This window comes from Rhodococcus sp. KRD197 (assembly GCF_017168235.1).
GTDB lineage: Bacteria > Actinomycetota > Actinomycetes > Mycobacteriales > Mycobacteriaceae > Rhodococcoides.
The window spans coordinates 326361-345014 of the sequence record NZ_JABFAO010000001.1 but is presented as its reverse complement, the minus strand read 5'-3'; the positions used below and the strand labels follow the sequence as shown (position 1 = coordinate 345014).

At 65.4% G+C, this 18654-nt stretch carries 14 protein-coding genes; 4 read left to right on the top strand and 10 right to left on the bottom strand.

What is annotated here, in order from left to right; all coding sequences use genetic code 11:
* Positions 1-127 precede the first annotated feature (127 nt).
* The 8 genes from J1M86_RS01595 to J1M86_RS01560 all read right to left on the bottom strand — a co-directional run bounded on the left by J1M86_RS01595 (position 128) and on the right by J1M86_RS01560 (position 12511).
* Positions 128-3691 carry a translation initiation factor IF-2 N-terminal domain-containing protein gene (locus tag J1M86_RS01595; protein ID WP_307786498.1) on the bottom strand — a complete coding sequence of 1188 codons (3564 nt, stop codon included), beginning with the start codon at positions 3689-3691 and terminating at the stop codon, positions 128-130.
* Positions 3692-4206: 515 nt separating this feature from the next.
* The gene (gene ndk / locus J1M86_RS01590; RefSeq protein ID WP_075839404.1) at positions 4207-4620 is read right to left on the bottom strand and encodes a nucleoside-diphosphate kinase; all 414 of its coding nucleotides are present in this window, start codon (positions 4618-4620) and stop codon (positions 4207-4209) included.
* A gap of 55 nt (positions 4621-4675) precedes the next feature.
* Entirely contained in the window at positions 4676-5095 is a 420-nt protein-coding gene (locus tag J1M86_RS01585) for a DUF4233 domain-containing protein (RefSeq protein ID WP_075839361.1), read from the bottom strand.
* Positions 5092-6489 (bottom strand): folylpolyglutamate synthase/dihydrofolate synthase family protein, encoded by a 1398-nt coding sequence (locus J1M86_RS01580; protein WP_206508564.1) that lies wholly within the window; start codon positions 6487-6489, stop codon positions 5092-5094. The genes J1M86_RS01585 and J1M86_RS01580 overlap by 4 nt, the downstream gene beginning before the upstream one ends.
* Positions 6486-9158 (bottom strand): valine--tRNA ligase, encoded by a 2673-nt coding sequence (locus J1M86_RS01575; RefSeq protein ID WP_206508563.1) that lies wholly within the window; start codon positions 9156-9158, stop codon positions 6486-6488. The genes J1M86_RS01580 and J1M86_RS01575 overlap by 4 nt, the downstream gene beginning before the upstream one ends.
* Positions 9159-9214: 56 nt before the next feature.
* A complete protein-coding gene (locus J1M86_RS01570; RefSeq protein WP_206508661.1) occupies positions 9215-11224 on the bottom strand; it encodes a prolyl oligopeptidase family serine peptidase in 2010 nt (669 codons plus the stop codon).
* Between the two features lie 79 nt (positions 11225-11303).
* Positions 11304-12014, bottom strand: a complete 711-nt coding sequence (locus J1M86_RS01565) for a SigB/SigF/SigG family RNA polymerase sigma factor (RefSeq protein ID WP_241259404.1) — start codon at positions 12012-12014, stop codon at positions 11304-11306.
* Positions 12015-12088: 74 nt separating this feature from the next.
* Positions 12089-12511, bottom strand: a complete 423-nt coding sequence (locus tag J1M86_RS01560) for an anti-sigma factor (RefSeq protein WP_075839364.1) — start codon at positions 12509-12511, stop codon at positions 12089-12091.
* A gap of 262 nt (positions 12512-12773) precedes the next feature.
* Here J1M86_RS01560 and malQ point away from each other — a divergent pair, with 262 nt between their 5' ends.
* Entirely contained in the window at positions 12774-14903 is a 2130-nt protein-coding gene (malQ, locus tag J1M86_RS01555; protein WP_206508561.1) for a 4-alpha-glucanotransferase, read from the top strand.
* 23 nt (positions 14904-14926) lie between these two features.
* Positions 14927-15754, top strand: a complete 828-nt coding sequence (fdhD, locus tag J1M86_RS01550) for a formate dehydrogenase accessory sulfurtransferase FdhD (RefSeq protein WP_206508560.1) — start codon at positions 14927-14929, stop codon at positions 15752-15754.
* On the opposite strand, the gene J1M86_RS01545 is transcribed toward fdhD, so the two are convergent.
* Together J1M86_RS01545 and J1M86_RS01540 are read right to left on the bottom strand one after the other, a co-directional pair.
* Positions 15748-16428, bottom strand: coding sequence for a CoA transferase subunit B (locus J1M86_RS01545; RefSeq protein WP_206508559.1), 681 nt, complete (start codon positions 16426-16428; stop codon positions 15748-15750). The two genes, fdhD and J1M86_RS01545, sit on opposite strands and share 7 nt — an antisense overlap.
* Positions 16425-17171, bottom strand: coding sequence for a CoA transferase subunit A (locus J1M86_RS01540; RefSeq protein ID WP_206508660.1), 747 nt, complete (start codon positions 17169-17171; stop codon positions 16425-16427). Before J1M86_RS01540 ends, J1M86_RS01545 begins: the two co-directional genes overlap by 4 nt.
* Before the next feature lie 93 nt (positions 17172-17264).
* Between J1M86_RS01540 and pcaH the strand changes: the two genes are divergently transcribed.
* Positions 17265-18014 (top strand): protocatechuate 3,4-dioxygenase subunit beta, encoded by a 750-nt coding sequence (gene pcaH, locus J1M86_RS01535; protein ID WP_241259403.1) that lies wholly within the window; start codon positions 17265-17267, stop codon positions 18012-18014.
* Complete coding sequence (pcaG, locus tag J1M86_RS01530; protein WP_075839406.1) at positions 18007-18645, top strand: protocatechuate 3,4-dioxygenase subunit alpha; 639 nt, start codon at positions 18007-18009, stop codon at positions 18643-18645. The genes pcaH and pcaG overlap by 8 nt, the downstream gene beginning before the upstream one ends.
* The last annotated feature ends 9 nt before the right edge of the window (positions 18646-18654 follow it).

Genomic DNA, 18654 nt, shown 5'->3' with positions numbered 1-18654 from the left:
TAGATGCGTCCGCTCGGGCCGCAAGCGGCCATGTGCGTCTAGGCACAGCAGAACAGTGTCACCGGAAGCGACTTATCAAGGTTACGGCAGACGGGCGGCCGTGGTCAAACCGCCCGTCTGCTGCGCCCTATGCGTCGACCGGCGGCCCAGCCGGTCGCGCCGCCGCACGCCGACGACGCGGCTTGCCGACCGGGACTTCCTGTTCGACCGCGGGGGCATCAACCTGGGGATCGACCTGCGCAAACGCCGGTGCCGTGACTGGTGGCGGACCCGACTCCTCGGGCTCACCCCCGCCGTCCGAGGACGCCGGGATGACGAACACCGCAGCCGCATCCGGGGTATCCGCAGTAGGCGCCGCAGCCTTGCGGGCAACGCGGCGGGTACGACGGGCCTTCACCACAGGAACGGCGTCCTCGGCCGTCTCCGGCTCCGGCTCCGGTGCCGCTGCCGGCTCGGGTGTCGGCTGCGGCTCGGGTGCCGGTTCCGACTCGGGAGCAACCTCGCCGGGGCTGCTCTCGTCTCCCGAACTGGGCTCGGGTTCCACAGACGGCGAGGTCGTGGGCCGCGATGCCTTGCGACGCACGCGGCGGCTCGGCGTCCGGACTTCTTCGACCGGGGTCGGGTCCGCGTCACCCACGGCTGCCGCGACCTCGGCTGCGTCGATGACCCGGGTACTCGCCTCGACTGCCCCGCTTCCGTCGGAAGCAGGACCGTCCTGCGGCACCCCGTCCTGCGGCATGGTGTCTACGACATCGGCGGGCGTGACATCGTCGACGACCTCGTCGTGATGCGCCGCCATGGCGAGTGCGACCGGATGCGCACGTTTGATGGACGGATCCACCACGGGCTCGTGAGTTTCGGCCACTGTCGAAGTCGAATTCACATTGTCCGACTTGTCACGTCCGCGACGCTTACGTGGCGCGCCCGACTCACCCCGCGCTGGGCCCGACCGCGAGCCGTCGTCCGGCTTGGTCTCGACCGGGAACGGATGAACGTGGATGCCCCGGCCCTGGCAGTGCTCACACGTGGTGGAAAACGCCTCGACCAGTCCAGTTCCGAGCTTCTTACGAGTCATCTGCACCAGACCGAGCGAGGTGACCTCGGAGACCTGGTGCCGGGTGCGGTCGCGCCCGAGAGCCTCGGTGAGCCGACGCAGTACGAGATCGCGATTCTGCTCGAGCACCATGTCGATGAAGTCGACGACGATCATGCCGCCGATATCGCGCAGACGCATCTGCCGAACGACTTCCTCGGCAGCTTCGAGATTGTTGCGCGTCACCGTCTCCTCGAGGTTGCCACCGGAACCGGTGAACTTCCCGGTGTTCACGTCGACGACGGTCATCGCCTCGGTGCGGTCGATCACCAGGGTGCCGCCCGACGGCAGCCAGACCTTGCGGTCGAGTGCCTTGGCGAGTTGTTCGTCGATGCGGTGTGCCTCGAACACGTCCGGCCGACCCGGCTCCGCTTCGTGCCGCTCGAGCTTCGACAACATGTCGGCCGCGACCGACTCGATGTAGTTCGACGTGGTGGTCCAGGCCTTCTCGCCCTCGATGACGAGTTTGACGAAATCCTCGTTGAACAAGTCGCGGATGACCTTGACCAGCAGGTCTGGCTCCTCGTAGAGCGTCTGCGGCTGGCTGCCCTTGCCCGATTCGGCCTTCGCGGACGCTTCCTCGATCGTCGCCCACTGAGATTGCAGCCGCGAGACATCCCGTGCAAGCTCTTCCTCACTGACACCTTCGGCGGCCGTTCGGATGATGACACCGGCCTCGGCGGGCACGATGTCGCGGAGGATTTCCTTGAGTCGTTTGCGTTCGGTGTCGGGTAGCTTGCGGCTGATCCCCGTCGAACTTCCGCCGGGAACGTAGACGAGGTAGCGGCCGGCGAGCGAGAGCTGCGTTGTCAGGCGGGCACCCTTGTGACCGACCGGGTCCTTGCTGACCTGGACCAGTACCTGATCGCCTGGCTTGAGTGCCTGCTCGATCTTGCGCGAGTTGCCGCCCAGACCTGCCGCATCCCAGTTCACTTCACCGGCGTAGAGCACACCGTTTCGACCGCGACCGATGTCGATGAACGCTGCCTCCATGCTGGGCAGAACGTTCTGCACGCGTCCGAGGTAGACATTGCCGACCATCGACGCAGAGGCGCTGCTCGTGACGAAGTGCTCCACCAGAACACCGTCTTCGAGCACTGCGACCTGCGTGGTGTCGCCGTGGTCCGGGAGCGACTTCTCGCGAACGACCATCACGCGGTCGACGGATTCGCGCCGTGCCAGGAACTCGGATTCGGTCAGAATCGGTGGACGCCTGCGCCCTGCGTCGCGGCCGTCCCGACGTCGCTGCCGCTTGGCTTCGAGACGGGTCGAGCCGGTGATGCCCTGAACCTCGTCCTTGCCACTGCCACTGCCACTGCCACTGCCACTGCCGCGCGACTTGTTCCGCGGTTCGCGCTCGTGCACGACGGTATTGGGGGGATCGTCCTCGGAGGCGGCACCATCCGAGGAGGATTCACCGGAGCTGCGCCGACGACGGCGACGACGGCGACGACGGCTCGAGCCGTCGGAACCGTCCTGATCGTCGTCCGAGTCTTCTGCAGAGGCATCGGCAGAAGAATCCTCTGCCGCGGACTCGTCCTGGTCGCTGTCCGATTCCGATGAATCGGTCGTTGCGCTCGCGTCGGCGTCCTCGGTGGCGTCGGCGGCCTTGGCTCCCCCGCGCGAACGACTGCGACGACGCGATCGACGCTCACCGGTCGGCTTGTCGTCCTCACCGGACTCCGCGTCCTCGGAGGTCGAGTCCGTACCCTCGGACGCCGAGTCCGTGTCCTCGAAGTCCGAGTCGGTGTCTCGAGCGGTGGACTCGTCGGCATCCTCGCCCGCGTTCTCCTCGCCCGAGTTGTCCTCGCCGGACTGGTCACCACGTCCACGCCCGCGACCGCGGCGCCCACGCCTGCGACGCCTCGGCTGCGACTGGTCGTCGTCGTCCGAGCCCGGTGACGTACCGGCCTCGTCGGTGTCGTTGCCGCCACCGGTTTCCGTCTTCTCGGCTGTGTCGACCAGGGCCACCGGGGACTCGACCACCGGGGACTCGACCGCGTCGGTGACTGTCGCCTGGGTTGTCGCGGTGGGATCGGTCGGCTGAGTGCGCTCGGACGCCGCCTCCTCGGCTGGGCCGGCAGCTTTGCGGCTGCGCCTGCGCGCGCGAGGCGGCTCGGCCGCAACCTCGGGCTGCAGAAAGAGCGGGGTCGCGATCGATGGCCGAGTCTGTGCCGACTCGGGATCCGTATCGGTGCTCAACGGTTCCGGTGTTCTGGAGAACAGTGTCTCCGCACGTTGGTCGGCAGTCTGATCGGGAACGGGAGCCTGATCGGGAGCGGGAGGCTGCTCGTCCGCCACGTCCGGGGTGACCGCAACAGGGACGTCGGGAACGGATGTGCCCGGTGCGGTGAAGGACGAGTGCACCGTCTGTGCGTCGTCGCGGCCGAGGCTGGACTGCGCGCTGCGCGCCTCGATGCCGAGTTCGCTCAGCTTCGCGAGAACCTGCTTGCTGGTGACACCGATGATCTTTGCCAGCGCGTGCACACGCAGACGGTTGGGGAACGTGGGTGTTTCACCGGCAGACGCGGTGTCGCCGCCTGCTGGACTTCCCGTGTTCGAATTCTGTACATCTTCTGGCGGGGCTTGATCGGCCACGTATGTCTCCTCGGGCCCCCGGGCGCGTCCACCCGTCGAACTGGTGTGACGCGGCCACGCGAGGGCAATCCTTGTGTGCTGACGCCGGTGTGACGTCAGTTGATCGGGTCTTGCTCTGCATTCGGTGCACTGCCCACCACGTGGTCGGCGCTCCGAGCGCAAAGCCTGGCTGGATGGCTTTGGTGTTGCCGAGTCCGAGCGCCTGATCATCAAGCAAGCCGTCGGTGTGAAAGTGGATCCCACACCGTCGGGAGCGATGACGGGCATCGAACCGCGGTTGTCATCCGGTCGCCTTCACGAAAGACACTTCACGAAGAACATCACGGTGACGTCCTTCGCGTGCTGCGGGTCGTGAGGTACTGCAAACTTGTCGTCGGTGGAACTCGAACTGTGAAAGCAACCGTTCCGAGTATCCCATACCGGGGGAAGCGAACCCGCCACACCGCACAAGAACGCATCATCGGCGGCGTGGCGGGCGGGAGGAAAACGTCGTCCGGGCGGACTATGCAGCTAGGTCAGGAAAGGGCCGGGAACCACAGTGCGATCTCGCGATCGGCCGATTCGACCGAATCGGATCCATGCACGAGATTCTGTTGCCCGTCGAGGGCCAGATCAGCTCGAATGGTGCCGGGAACAGCCTTCGCGACGGGGTCGGTGCCGCCTGCGATCTGACGGAACGCAGCGATGGCACGCGGGCCTTCGAGGACGGCCGCGACAACAGGCCCCGAGGTGATGAATTCGAGCAGGTCGGGAAAGAACGGCTTTCCCTCGTGCTCGGCATAGTGGGCGCTGGCCAAGTCGAGGGGAACGGACTTCAGCTCGAGTGCAACGATGCTGAGTCCCTTCTTCTCGACGCGGCCGAGAATCTCCCCCACGAATCGGCGGGCTACTCCGTCTGGCTTGATAAGTACAAGGGTGCGCTCAGTCACGACCACTGACAGTAGTGGACGGCCGAGGTGATGCGACGGTCAGGGATAGAGCCGGTCAGTCCCGCTGGCCGTACAGCATCCCCTTCTCGATGCGCCTGGTGATGTCTCTACGCAGGTAGAGGAGGTAGGCCCAGACGCAGCCGAAGATCAGCCCCACTATGCCGATCGAGATGTGCAGGAATACGCCCAGCAGCACGAACACCTGGAGGGCGATGTTGATCTGCATTGCCGACGGCCGGCCCTGCATTCCCGCAGCGACGATGAGAGCGACGGCGACACCGACGATATAGATGGTGGAGAACCAGCCGAGTCCGCCACCTACCTTCGCCACCACCGGCAGTGCCAGCAACACCACGATCGCCTCGAGGACCAGTGTGCCCGCGACCACGCCGCGGAACCCTTTCCACGGGTCTGTGGTCGGCGGTCTGAAGCGCTGCCGATCGGGGCGCGCGCGATCCTGGTCTTCCTCGCTCATGCGGGTTCCTTTCCGAACATCGTTCTGGCGGCGCCTGCAGTCACGACCGAGCCGGTGACGATGACGCCGGCACCGGAGACGGCCTCACCTGGGTCGGCGACCTCCTCGGCCAGACCGATGGCGGTTTCGAGGGCGTCCGGCAGGGTAGGTGCGACGACGACACGTTCGTCGCCGAACTTCGCGACGGCCAGATTGGCCAACTCATCGACGTCCATTGCGCGCGGTGACCCGTTGTGGGTGACCACGATCTCGTCGAACACCGGCTCGAGGGCCGTGAGCATGGCATCGACGTCCTTGTCACCCATGACGCTGACGACACCCACCAGTTTTCGGAAATCGAACTCGTCGGCCAGCGTCGCTGCCAGTGCTTTCACGCCATGGGGGTTGTGTGCCGCATCAAGGAACACGGTGGGGGCACTCCGGACCCGTTCGAGGCGTCCGGGGTTGACGATGGAAGCGAATGCGGCGCGAACGATGTCGACATCGAGCTGGCGGTCGGCTCCCGCCCCGAAGAACGCTTCCACCGCCGCGAGCGCGAGCGATGCGTTGTGCGCTTGATGCTCGCCGTGCAGCGGGAGAAAGATGTCGGTGTAGACCCCGCCGAGGCCTTGCAGCTCGATCTGTTGGCCACCCACGGCGATCCGGCGCGCGAGAACGCGGAATTCCGAACCCTGGCGTGCAACAGCGGCATCGGCCTCCACCGCTGCGCGCAACAGAACGTCCGCCACCTCCGGCTTCTGTTCGGCGATGATCGCAACCGTGTCACGCGGCACCAGCATCTCCGGAGCCTTCTTGATGATCCCGGACTTCTCTGCGGCGATACCCGCGAGATCCGTACCGAGGAACTCCACGTGATCGACGTCGATCGGTGTCACCACCGCGACCTCGCCGTAGATGATGTTGGTCGCGTCCCAGCGCCCACCCAACCCGACCTCGACGACGGCAACTTCGACGGGGGCCTCGGCGAACGCCGCGAATGCCATCGCGGTCGTGACCTCGAACTTGCTCATCCTCGGCCCGCCGGAAGCCTCGGACTGTGCGTCGACCATCTCGATGAACGGGGCAATCTCGTTGTAGGTGTCCACGTAGAGCCGCGGTGTGATCGGCGCACCGTCGATGGCGATGCGCTCGGTGGCCATCTGCAGGTGCGGACTGGTGGTGCGACCTGTCCGGCGATGGAAGTGCGTCAGCAGTGCATCGATCATGCGGGTCACCGACGTCTTGCCGTTGGTGCCGGCCACGTGAATCGACGGATACGCCTTTTCCGGGGACCCGAGCAGATCCATCAGAGCGGCGATGCGGGCGGTGCTCGGTTCGAGCTTCGTTTCCGGCCACCGTTTGTCGAGCTCGGCTTCCACGAGCGCCAGTTCGGCCAGATCGACCGGGTCGCTCACTGCTCACCCATCGTTTCGAGCCGAGCCTTGATGCGAGCAATCTCCTCGATCGCGATCTGCTGACGCGTCCGAATCTTGTCGACAACAGCGTCCGGGGCCTTCGCAATGAAAGCCTCGTTGCTCAACTTCCCGGTGGTCTGGGACAGCTCCTTCTCCGCGGCCGCCAGATCCTTCACCAACCGAGCGCGTTCGGCGACGAGATCGACCGTGCCGGACGTATCGAGTTCGACGGTCACCGTCGCTCCCGACAGCCGCACCTCGACCGAGGCCGTCGCGTCGAACTCGCCCTCCGGGTCGGTCAGACGCGCGAGCGATCGGATCACCGGCACCTGCGTGAGCAGGTCCGCTTCATCGATGCCGACGATCTTGGCTGCGACCTTCTGCGACGGCTTGAGCCCCTGGTCGCTACGGAAGCGCCGGACCTCGGTGACGAGCTTCTGCATGTCGACGATTCGTTGCGTGGCAATGGGATCCGGCTCCTCACCCGAGGCCTGTGGCCACGCCGCGACGACGACGGACTCGTTGCCGGTGAGCACCTTCCACAGCGTCTCGGTGACGAACGGGACGACCGGGTGCAGCAGCCGAAGAAGAGCATCGAGCACGTTGCCCAGCACACCGCGTGTGGACGCCGCCTGCGCCTCGTCCGAGAACTGCACCTTGGCGATTTCGAGATACCAGTCGCACACCTCGTCCCACGCGAAGTGATACAGCGTCTCGCAGGCCTTGCTGAACTCGTAACGCTCGAACGCCGAGTCCACCTCTCCCCGAACACGATCGAGGCGATCGAGGATCCACCGGTCGGCGTCGGTGAGTTCTGCGCGCGCCGGAAGTTCAGCGGGCGCAGCACCATTCATCAGAGCGAACTTGGTGGCGTTGAACAGCTTGTTCGCGAAGTTGCGGGACGACTGCGCATGGTCCTCGCCCACCGACAGGTCGGCGCCCGGATTCGCGCCGCGCGCCAAGGTGAACCGCAGCGCATCCGCACCGAAACGGTCGACCCAGTCCAGCGGGTCGATCCCGTTTCCACGTGACTTCGACATCTTCTTGCCGAACTGGTCGCGGACGAGGCCGTGCAGGAAGATGTCCTGAAAGGGCACCTTCCCACCGTTCTCACCAGCTGCCACCGAGGCGTCCGACGAGACGTAGGTGCCGAACATCATCATCCGAGCGACCCAGAAGAACAGGATGTCGTAGCCGGTGACGAGCACGCTCGTCGGATAGAACTTGGCCAGGTCTTCGGTCGCGTCCGGCCAACCCATCGTCGAGAACGGCCAGAGACCCGAGGAGAACCAGGTGTCGAGAACATCCGGATCCTGCTCCCAACCCTCGGGGGCGCTCTCGTCGGGGCCGAGACACATCGTCTCGCCGTCGGGGCCGTACCAGATCGGTATCCGATGGCCCCACCACAGCTGACGGGAAATGCACCAGTCGTGCATGTTGTCGATCCAGGCGAACCATCGTGGTTCCTGGGACGTGGGATGAATGACCGTGTCGCCACCCCGCACCGCGTCGCCTGCCGCCTTCGACAAACCGTCGACCTTGACCCACCATTGCAGCGACAACCGCGGTTCGATGGACTCGCCGCTGCGCTCGGAATGCCCGACGCTGTGTAAATACGGACGCTTCTCCGCGACGACGCGGCCCTGAGCAGCCAAGGCTTCACGGACCTTCACGCGGGCTTCGAAACGGTCGAGACCATCGAATTCGGTTCCCGTGCCGGTGATTCGGCCCGCCTTGTCCATGATGGTGGGCATCGGAAGGTTGTGCCGAAGCCCCATCTCGAAGTCGTTGGGGTCGTGCGCGGGCGTGATCTTGACTGCGCCCGTACCGAACTCGGGATCGACGTACTCGTCGGCGATGATCGGGATTGTTCTGCCGGTCAACGGCAGTTCGAGTGTGGTTCCGACGAGATGGCGGTAGCGCTCGTCGTCGGGGTGGACCGCTACAGCGGTGTCACCGAGCATCGTCTCCACCCGGGTGGTGGCCACGACAAGATGCGGCTCATCGTCGTTCAGCGATCCGTACCGCAACGAAACGAGCTCGCCCTCGACGTCCTCGAACTTGACTTCGATGTCCGAGATCGCAGTCTGCAGAACCGGAGACCAGTTCACCAGACGCTCGGCCCGGTAGATCAGGCCGTCGTCGTACATCCGCTTGAAGATGGTCTGCACGGCACGCGAGAGTCCGTCGTCCATGGTGAAGCGCTCGCGACTCCAGTCCACACCGTCGCCGATCCGACGCATCTGATCACCGATGGTGCCACCGGATTCACGTTTCCAGTCCCAGACTTTCTCGATGAACTTCTCGCGACCGAAGTCTTCCTTCGTCTTGCCCTCGCCGGCGAGCTTCTTCTCGACCAGGGTTTGCGTCGCGATCCCGGCGTGATCCATTCCCGGAAGCCACAGCACCTCGAATCCGAGCATCCGCTTGCGGCGACTCAACGCGTCCATCAGGGTGTGGTCGAGCGCATGCCCCATATGCAGGCTGCCGGTCACGTTCGGTGGGGGCAGCACGATCGAGTACGCGGGCTTGTCGGATTTCGGGTCGGCCTCGAAGTAACCGGCGTCCACCCAGCCCTGATACAGATCTGCCTCTACCGCGCTGGGATCCCAGCTTTTCGGCAATGCATCGGCGGGGGTGTCTGGGGTCTTCGGCGCTGAACTGGTCACCGGTCGATTCTAGTGGTCCGGTACGAGCGCTCCGACACGCCCTTTTCGGTGCCTCGTCAGCCGAGCGTCTCCGGTAGGGCGACCGTCTCACCGAGAACGTGTTCGGAGAGGAACGCGAAGACGACCTGATACCAGATTTTCGCGTGCTCGGGCGCCAGCACCCAGTGGTTCTCCGAGGGGAAAAGAAGGAACCGATGATCGGTCTTGCCCTCGTCGTCGGCGGGCAGTCCCGACTCGCTGAGCAGCTCGAACCACAGTCGCACACCCTCGCCGACGGGGACTCGATAGTCCTTGTCACCGTGAATGACGAGCATGGGAGTGGAGATATCGGCCACGAAGAGATGCGGCGAGTTCTCCACGGCCATCTCCGGTGACATCTCCCGCTGCCAGTAGTAGGCGACGTCGGTGGTCGGGCCGAACTGATCGAGCGCCCACAAACCGGCGTGGCTGACGATGGCGTCGAATCGGTCGGTGTGCCCGGCGATCCAGTTGGCCATGTATCCGCCGAACGAGCCGCCCATTGCGGCGGTCCGCGACTCGTCGATCTGGGGCAGCGCGCACGCGGCGTCGGTGATGGCCATCAGATCGGTGAACGGTTCCTTGCCCCACCTCCCCCACCCTCGCTGCACGAAGTCCTGGCCGTAGCCGGTGGACAGTGCCGGATCCGGCAGCAGAACCGCGTACCCTTTGGCCACCAGTAGCCACGGGTTCCAGCGCCAAGACCAGGTATTCCACGAGGCCAGCGGGCCACCGTGCACCCAGAGCACCAGCGGTACCCGCGCCGATTCCGAGGCCTCGGACGGCTGGGCCACCCAGGCGCGCACACCTCGACCGTCCGCGGCGGTCGTGTCGATCTCGGTGAGGACGCCCGGAAGTTGGGGCGCATCCTCGCCGAGAGGCAGCGAGGTCACCGCTCCGGTAGCGGCGTCGATACGCACGGGGTGCGGCGGCTGCAAGTACGACGCCTCGAGCGCGAAGATGGAGCCGTCGCTGGTCGCGTGGACGTGGCTGTAGGCCGAGTCGGTGTGTGTGATTCGTCTTGCCGTGCCGTCGCGAACCTCGAAGATCGGCGCCCGTCCGTTCTCGTCTGCCACGACGAGGACACCGCGTCCGTCGGCGGAGAACGTGGGAGCGGCCGGCCACAGGTCCCATCCGGGAGCCGCATCCGTGACGGTGCCGTCGCCGAAGGAGTACAGCTGCAACGTCGTTCGAGGTGCGTCCTCGGGAGTGGACAGTGATTCGCGGAGGAACGCGACGTGGGTGCCGTCGGGCGAGATGGCCGGCGAGCCGAGATCTGCCGCATCGTCGTCGACCAGGATCGTGGAAGTCGAGGAGGCGATATCGATGCGCACCAGCACCGTTCTCGAGGCCGCGAGTACGCCGGGCACGGTCCAAGTCGTCACGACGAACGACCCGTCCGCGGAGAGCGCGTACGACGCCTCGTGCAGGGCTGATTCAGCTCTGGCGGTGATCCGCCGCAACTGCGGGTCGGCTGCCTCGTGGGAGGTCCGGCCGGTGAACAGGTGCGGGGTCGCCGGTCCGAGATCGTGATCCCAGTGCCGAATCGGATAGCCGGTATGCAGGATCGCGCCGACCTTACGTTCGTTGCGCAACAGTCGAATTCGGTCGTCCTCGGCCTCGGTGTCTGCCGACGGATGGACATCGGATGCGAGAACGAACGAGTCCGCGGACAGGGCGGCTCGAATCCCGGTGCAGGACGCGCCGCGAGTGGCGAGCACGTGCGCCTCGCCGCCGCTGCCGGGCAGAGTCCAGACCGACAACGCCTCGTCGTCCGAGGACTTCCGCCGCAGGAAGAGCAGATCACCTGTGGCGGTGACAGCCGGCCCCGTTGCCGCGTCATCGCTCCAGGTCAAACGCTGAGCCGGACGCGTTCCCGCAACGTCGATATCCCACAGTGCACTGACGTAGCTGGTCTTGTCCGAGGCCAGCTGCGAGAGCGCAACGATCGCACGGGACCCGTTCGGAGCGACAGCGAGATCGGTCACCCGCGGCGCGGCCACGTAGTCGTCGAGGTCGTCGAAGATCGTGGTCGGCACTGGCGGCATAGTCGGCACTGGCGGCGCTCCTGGGAGATCTCGTTCATCGGGGTCAGCCGATGCTACTTGCGACACGGGCCGGCGCCGCTCAGCCCTGTCCGAGTTCTTCCCGCAATTGAATGAGCGTGCGGGAGAGAATTCTGGACACGTGCATCTGCGAGATGCCCATCCTGTCTGCGATCTGGGTCTGCGTCATCGATCCGAAGAAGCGCAGGATCACGATTTGACGCTCACGCTCGGGCAACTTCTCCAGAGCGGGTCGGACCGTGAGAAAACTCTCCATCTTTTCGAGTTCAGGATCGTTCGCGCCCAACGTGTCCATCAGCGGCAGCCGGTCGTCGCTGACGACAGAATCCACCGACACCGTCTGATAGGCACTGCGCGCGAGCAGGGCCTGCGAGGCCTCTTTGACGTCGATGCCCAGTTCGGCAGCGATTTCACTCGCGGTGGGTGCCCGCCCCAACTTCTGCGACAGCGTCCCCACCGCCCCCGAGATCAAGGAGTTGAGCTCCTTCATCCTTCGCGGCACCCGTACCGACCAGCCCGCGTCACGGAAGTAACGACGTGCCTCGCCCATGATGGTGGGAACGGCGAACGAGACGAAGTCGGAGCCGCGCTCGATGTCGAAACGGTCGACGGCGTTGACCAGACCGAGCCGTGCCACCTGGAGGAGATCCTCGTGTGCTTCGCCGCGTCCGCCGAAGCGACGCGCGATGTGTTCGGCGAGAGGCAGACAGCGCGTGATGATGCGATCTCGTAGGACCTGGCGCTCCGGTGAGTCCGCGTCCAGTGTCTGCATTTGCTGAATGAGGGGTACGACTTCGCTGTAATCGTCCGACTGACGCCGCGTCGATTTTTCGTACGGCACGGGCACTAGTTGTTGCTCCTCCGCTTGACCACGTCCACCGCCACGGACGACCCGTTCGGGACCGAGGACGCGCTCAGCGAGATGGAATCGGTGAGCGTCTGCAGAACATGCCATCCGAAGCTGTCGGACTTGGGTACGCGCCCCTCGTGCACAACCGAGGTCGTCGTGATCTGCATGCCGCTTTCGCCGACAACGAAGGAGCACGTCAGCTCGGCACTCGGAACCGCACCCGCGATGAGCTGGGAGCACACCTCGTCCACGGCCAGCTTGATATCCGCGATGTCGTCGAGGGTGAAATCGCCCAGCACGGCCAGAGTCTCCGCAACTGCGCGAACCACCGGTAACTGATCGGCGTCCGCGATCACGCGCAGCTCGACCGGTGCGCCGGAATTTCGTTCCAGCTCTTCGATCTTGCCAACGCCAGTCATTCGCGCTCCCTATCCGTCGTCTCGAGATCTTCGGTCATGTCACTATTGTCCGAACTACTACGTTTGTTGCTGATACCGATCCATTTTCCGCTGATAGCGCTTATGTCTTACTACGACGAGCCCGTCTCGACCGCGAACAGGGTACCCAGGGCACCGAAATTCAATCCCGCGCGTGCTCGCGGTTCGGTTCGGCGCACATGCGCCCCCATCCACGCCGGCCGCACCGGGTGACGAGAGCGATCAGTGCTGGCACGATCGCAGTGTGGACTACACGACGCAGTTGCGCGAGCTCGCCAGGAAATGCGGTATCTCGACGGCGTACCGGGGATGGGACCAGTCGGAGAACGAAGTGTCCGACACGACTCTGCAACGCATCCTTCGGGCACGCGGGATAGCTGCGGACACGGAGGCCGAGGTGGCCTCGTCGACTGCCGATCTCGAAAATGCACCGTGGCGGCGGATGCTACCGCCGGTCGTCGTCACAGTGGCGGGCGATGGCGCTCAGGTCTCCGTTCACGTCGCGCACGGAGATCCGGTGGCCGTCCACCTGACTCACGAATCGGGCGAGAGCCTGCCTTTGGCGCAGCTGCAGATCTGGATCGATCCCCGAGAGGTCGACGGCATTCTCGTAGGGCGCGCCACGTTCGACATTCCCGGTGACATCCCCGTCGGCTGGCACACCATCACCGCCACCAGCGCGCCCGACTCGGTGCACCGCAGCCAATCGACATGCCAGCTGGTGGTCACTCCGCGTCGACTCTCGGCGAACGATGCCCTGCTGGACCGTCAACGAATAGGCCTGGCAGCTCAGCTCTACTCGATCCGATCCGATCGATCCTGGGGGGTGGGCGACTACGCCGACCTCGCCGACCTCGCGGACGTCACCGGGGCCGCGCACGGCTTCGACTACCTCCTCGTCAACCCGCTCCATGCTCAACGCCCCCGGCCACCGGTCGAGGCGTCGCCGTATCTGCCGACGACGAGACGATTCTTCGATCCGATGTACATCAGGGTCGAGGACATCCCCGAGATCGGGTACCTCCCCCGTGATCAGTACGCGAAGATCCGGGGACTGGCACGGAGCTTCGACAAGGCGAACAAGCGCACCAAACGCATCGATCGTGATCCCTCGTTCCGCGCCAAACTTCGCGCACTACGACGCATTCACCGAGTCGCCCTCTCCCCGGCTCGTCAGGCCCGGTTCGACGCCTTCTGCGATCGTGAAGGACGCGGCCTCGAGGACTTCGCGCTGTGGTGTGCCCTCGCCGAGAAATTCGACCCGGAACACGAGGTGTGGCGCGAGCGGGCGGCACACCCCGACACCGATTTCGTCACCGAGTTTCGCGAGTCCGAGGCCGCCAGGGTGCGGTTTCACAAGTGGCTGCAATGGATCTGCGACGAGCAGCTCGATCGCGCTCAGCACGCGGCGACGGCAGCCGGAATGGATATCGGGATCATGCACGACCTGGCCGTCGGGGTGCACCGCCGCGGCGCCGACGCGTGGTCCCTGGGCGACGCCCTGACCCAGGGTGTGACCGTCGGAGCACCGCCCGACAACTTCAACCAGCAGGGCCAGAATTGGAACCAGCCGCCCTGGAATCCGGATCGCCTGCGTGAGTTGGGCTACGGGCCGTACCGGGACATGCTGCGGACCATCCTGCGGCACGCCGGGGGTGTGCGGGTGGACCACATCCTGGGCTTGTTCCGGCTGTGGTGGATACCTGAGGAGTCCGAGACGCCAGGTGAGGGCGCCTACGTGACGTACGACCATGAAGCCCTCATCGGCATCCTCGTCCTGGAGGCCGAGCGCGCCGGCGCTGTCGTCGTCGGAGAAGACCTTGGGGTGTTCGAGCCCCAGGTGCAGGAGTACCTCGGCCAGCGGGGCGTGTTCGGAACCTCAATTCTGTGGTTCGAGACCGACGGTGATGCACCGCGCGCGCCCGAGTCCTACCGGCAGCAGTGTCTGACATCGGTCACCACCCACGACCTTCCGCCGACGGTCGGCTACCTCCGCGGCGAACACATCGCACTGCGTTCTCGCCTCGGACTGTTGGAACGCGATCTGGAGGCGGAGACCGAACACGATGCTCAGGGCCGAGAGTCGGTGCTCGATCTCGCGCGCCAACGTGATCTGTTGCCCGATCGGGCATCGGAGCAGGACACCGTCGAGGCCTTGCACCGCCTGATTCGGCGCAGCCCGTCGGTGTTGATCGGTGTCGCCCTTGTCGATGCGGTCGGGGAAAATCGCATCCAGAATCAACCGGGTACCGACGAGACCCAGTACTCGAACTGGCAGGTGCCGTTGGCCGATGACCATGGCAAGGCGGTGTGGGTCGACGATCTCGTCGGTCATCCGCGGATGCTGTCTCTGGTGGCGGCGCTGCGCCGCTAGCGCGCAGCGGCATAATCGAATTCATGGGACGAATAACCGCTCGGCGACCGGTCGTCAGGATCCGTGGTCCGCACGTGACGACTCGGCCGGACACGCTCGTCGTCGAGGAACCACTCGAGATCAGGGTGAACGGCGCAGCTCTGGCGGTCACGATGCGCACACCCGGACACGACGTTGAGCTTGCGCACGGCTTCCTGCTCACCGAAGGAATGATCACCAGCCGCGAGGACATCGCTCTCGCGCGGTTCTGCGACGGCGTGGACGAGAACGGCCAGAACACGTACAACGTCCTCGACATCACCTTGGCGCCGGGCGTCGCCGCACCGGAGGCCGGTATCGCACGCAATTTCTACACCACGTCCTCGTGCGGTGTCTGCGGCAAGGGCTCGCTCGACGCAATCCGTTCGAAGACGTCACATTCGCCGGCCGCGGACGATGTGGTGGTCACGACGTCGGTGCTGGCAACACTGCCGGACACTCTGCGCCGGTCTCAGAAGGTGTTCGACTCCACCGGCGGTCTGCACGCCGCGGCACTGTTCACCGCGGACGGCCGCATGCTGGTGCTGAGAGAGGACATCGGCCGCCACAACGCGGTCGACAAAGTGATCGGATGGGCGGCCGGCGAGAGCCTAATTCCGCTACGCGGGGCGGTGTTGATGGTCAGCGGACGTGCTTCGTTCGAACTGGCGCAGAAGGCGGTGATGTCCGGCATTCCAGTTCTCGCGGCTGTGTCGGCGCCGTCCTCGCTCGCCGTCGACTTGGCAGAGGAGTCGGGTTTGACGGTCGTCGGCTTCCTCCGCGGCGCGAACATGAACCTCTATTCACACACGCAGCGCGTCAAGCATCAGTAGTTTCGAACACCAGGAGCGTCAAGGAGTGTTGCGCCCGTCGCGGCGCGTACCTCGTCCGCTCCGATGCCCGGCGCCGTCTCTACGAGTACGAGACCGTCGGCCGTGACGTCGAGTACTGCCATGTCGGTGATGATGCGCTGTACACAGCCCACGCCGGTGAGCGGCAAGGTGCAGCGCTCGAGGATCTTCGGCTCGCCCTTCTTGGACACGTGCTCCATCATCACGATGACGCGCCGAGCGCCGTGGACGAGATCCATCGCTCCACCCATCCCCTTGACCATGTGGCCGGGGATCATCCAGTTGGCGAGATCGCCGGTGGCGCTGACCTGCATGGCGCCGAGGACTGCGACGTCGACCTGCCCACCGCGGATCATTCCGAAGGACTGCGAGGAATCGAAGTACGACGCCCCTGGCAGCACGGTGATGGTCTCTTTTCCGGCGTTGATCACCTCGGGGTCGAGTTCGTCCTCGGTCGGGTACGGACCCACGCCGAGGACGCCGTTCTCCGAGTGCAGCGCCACGGTGATGTCGGTCGGAATGAAGTTGGGGACGAGTGTCGGCATGCCGATCCCGAGGTTGACGTATTCACCGTCGTTCAGTTCGGCGGCAACGCGGGCTGCCATCTGTTCGCGAGTCAGTTTTCGCTCGTCGACGGCCGCATCGTGCTCGATCATGAACGCACCCTTCGTTGTTCGATTCCTGCGGTGACCTTGCCGACGTGGACCACACGCTGGACGTGAATGCCGGGGGTGTGTACGTCGTCGGGCCCGATGTCACCGGGTTCGACGAGGTGCTCGACCTGGGCGATGGTGATTCGCCCGGATGCCGCCGCTGGCGGGTTGAAGTTGCGTGCGCTGGCGCGGAAGACGAGGTTGCCATGGCGGTCGCCTTTCCAGGCGTGCACGAGGGCGTAATCGGCGACGATGCCGCGTTCCATCACGTAGGTGGTGCCGTCGAATTCGCGTGTTTCCTTGGGTGGACTCGCCACGGCAATACCCCCCGATCCGTCGTACCGAAGCGGGAGACCGCCGTCGGCGACTTGTGTGCCGACCCCGGCGGGCGTGAAGAAGGCGGGGATACCCGCACCACCGGCGCGGAGGCGCTCGGCAAGAGTTCCCTGCGGGGTGAGTTCCACTTCCAGCTCACCGGACAGGTACTGCCGGGCGAATTCCTTGTTCGATCCGACATAGGAGCTGATGGTGCGCCGAATTCGACGCTTCTCCAGCAGCACGCCGAGCCCGACACCATCGGTGCCGCAGTTGTTGCTGATGATCTCGAGATCGGTGGCGCCCTGATCGAGCACCGCCGCGATCAGGATCTCCGGCACGCCGACCAGCCCGAAGCCTCCGACGGCGACGGAGACGCCGTCCGGCAAGTCGGCTACTGCTTCGGCGGCACTCGCCACGACTTTGTTCATCATGTCGACCACACTACCGAAGAATGTGCGTATTGTGAACATACCGCCGTCATACGAACAGACTGCGTACCGTCACCCCGGGAGGAACACCCGATGCTTCGTCCACCACCGATCCCTGCGCCGGCGCGAACCGCCACCGCCGGCCCCTACCGAGACCAGACCGGCATCCACGCGCCACGCGACTTCGCCGACTATCGCACCACCTCGCTGCGACACCCGAAACAACCGCTACTGCTCCTCCCCCAGCGCCTGACCGAGATCACCGGCCCGGTTCTGGGCGAGGGCCGCGTCACCGAGGCCGACGCCGACCTCACGCTCGCACGCGGAGGCGAAGCCGAAGGCCAACGCATCATCGTGCACGGCCGGGTGCTCGACAGCGACGGTCGAGCAGTGCCGAACACCCTCGTCGAGGTCTGGCAGGCGAACGCAGGTGGCCGCTACCGGCACGCCGGCGACAACTGGCCCGCACCCCTCGATCCCCATTTCGACGGAGTCGGTCGCGTCATGACCGACGCGCAGGGCAACTACCGCTTCACCACCATCAAGCCCGGCGCGTATCCGTGGGGAAACCACCACAACGCCTGGCGGCCGGCGCACATCCACTTCTCACTGTTCGGACACGCGTTCACACAGCGCCTCGTCACGCAGATGTACTTCCCGGACGATCCGATGTTCTTCCAGGACCCGATCTTCAATTCCGCACCCGAGGAGAGCCGCGCACGCATGATCAGCGTGTTCGACTACGAGGCGACGCTGGACAACTGGGCGCTCGGCTTCCGCTTCGACATCGTCCTACGCGGACGCAACGCAACTCCGTTCGAAGGTGACGACCACGATGACTGAGCACGAGTTCGCACCCCGGTACGCAGTGGTGCCGGGCAGCAACTTCACCACGGTGCCGTTCGGTCAGACGCCGTCCCAGACCGTCGGTCCGTATCTCCACATCGGGCTGCCCTGGGCCGACGGCCCGGACGTCGTACCCGAGAACGCTGACGGAGCGATCGAGGTCTCGGTCACCATCGTCGACGGGCAGCGCACCCCCATGGCCGATGCGATGATCGAGACGTGGCAGGCCGACGCGGCCGGGCGATTCGACCATCCCGACGATCCGAGGGGTCCGGTCCCGCTCGTTCCCACCGGCTTTCGCGGCCTCGGTCGCGCTGTCGCCGACGCCACCGGCACCGCGTGTGTGCGGACCGTCAAGCCCGGCCCCCTACCTGCCGAGAACGATTCGACCGAAGCCCCGCACATCGATCTCGCCATCTTCGCCCGCGGGATGCTGGACCGGCTCGTCACACGCATCTACTTCCCCGACGAAACCGAGGCCAACGCGAGCGACCCGGTCCTGGCTTCGCTCGGCACCGGAGCACGCGAAAAGCTGATTGCGCGAGCTACTGCCACCGGCTACCACCTCGATGTGGTAGTCCAGGACAGTGACCCGGACGGCGCCGAAACCCCGTTCTTCGAACTGTGACGAACGGAG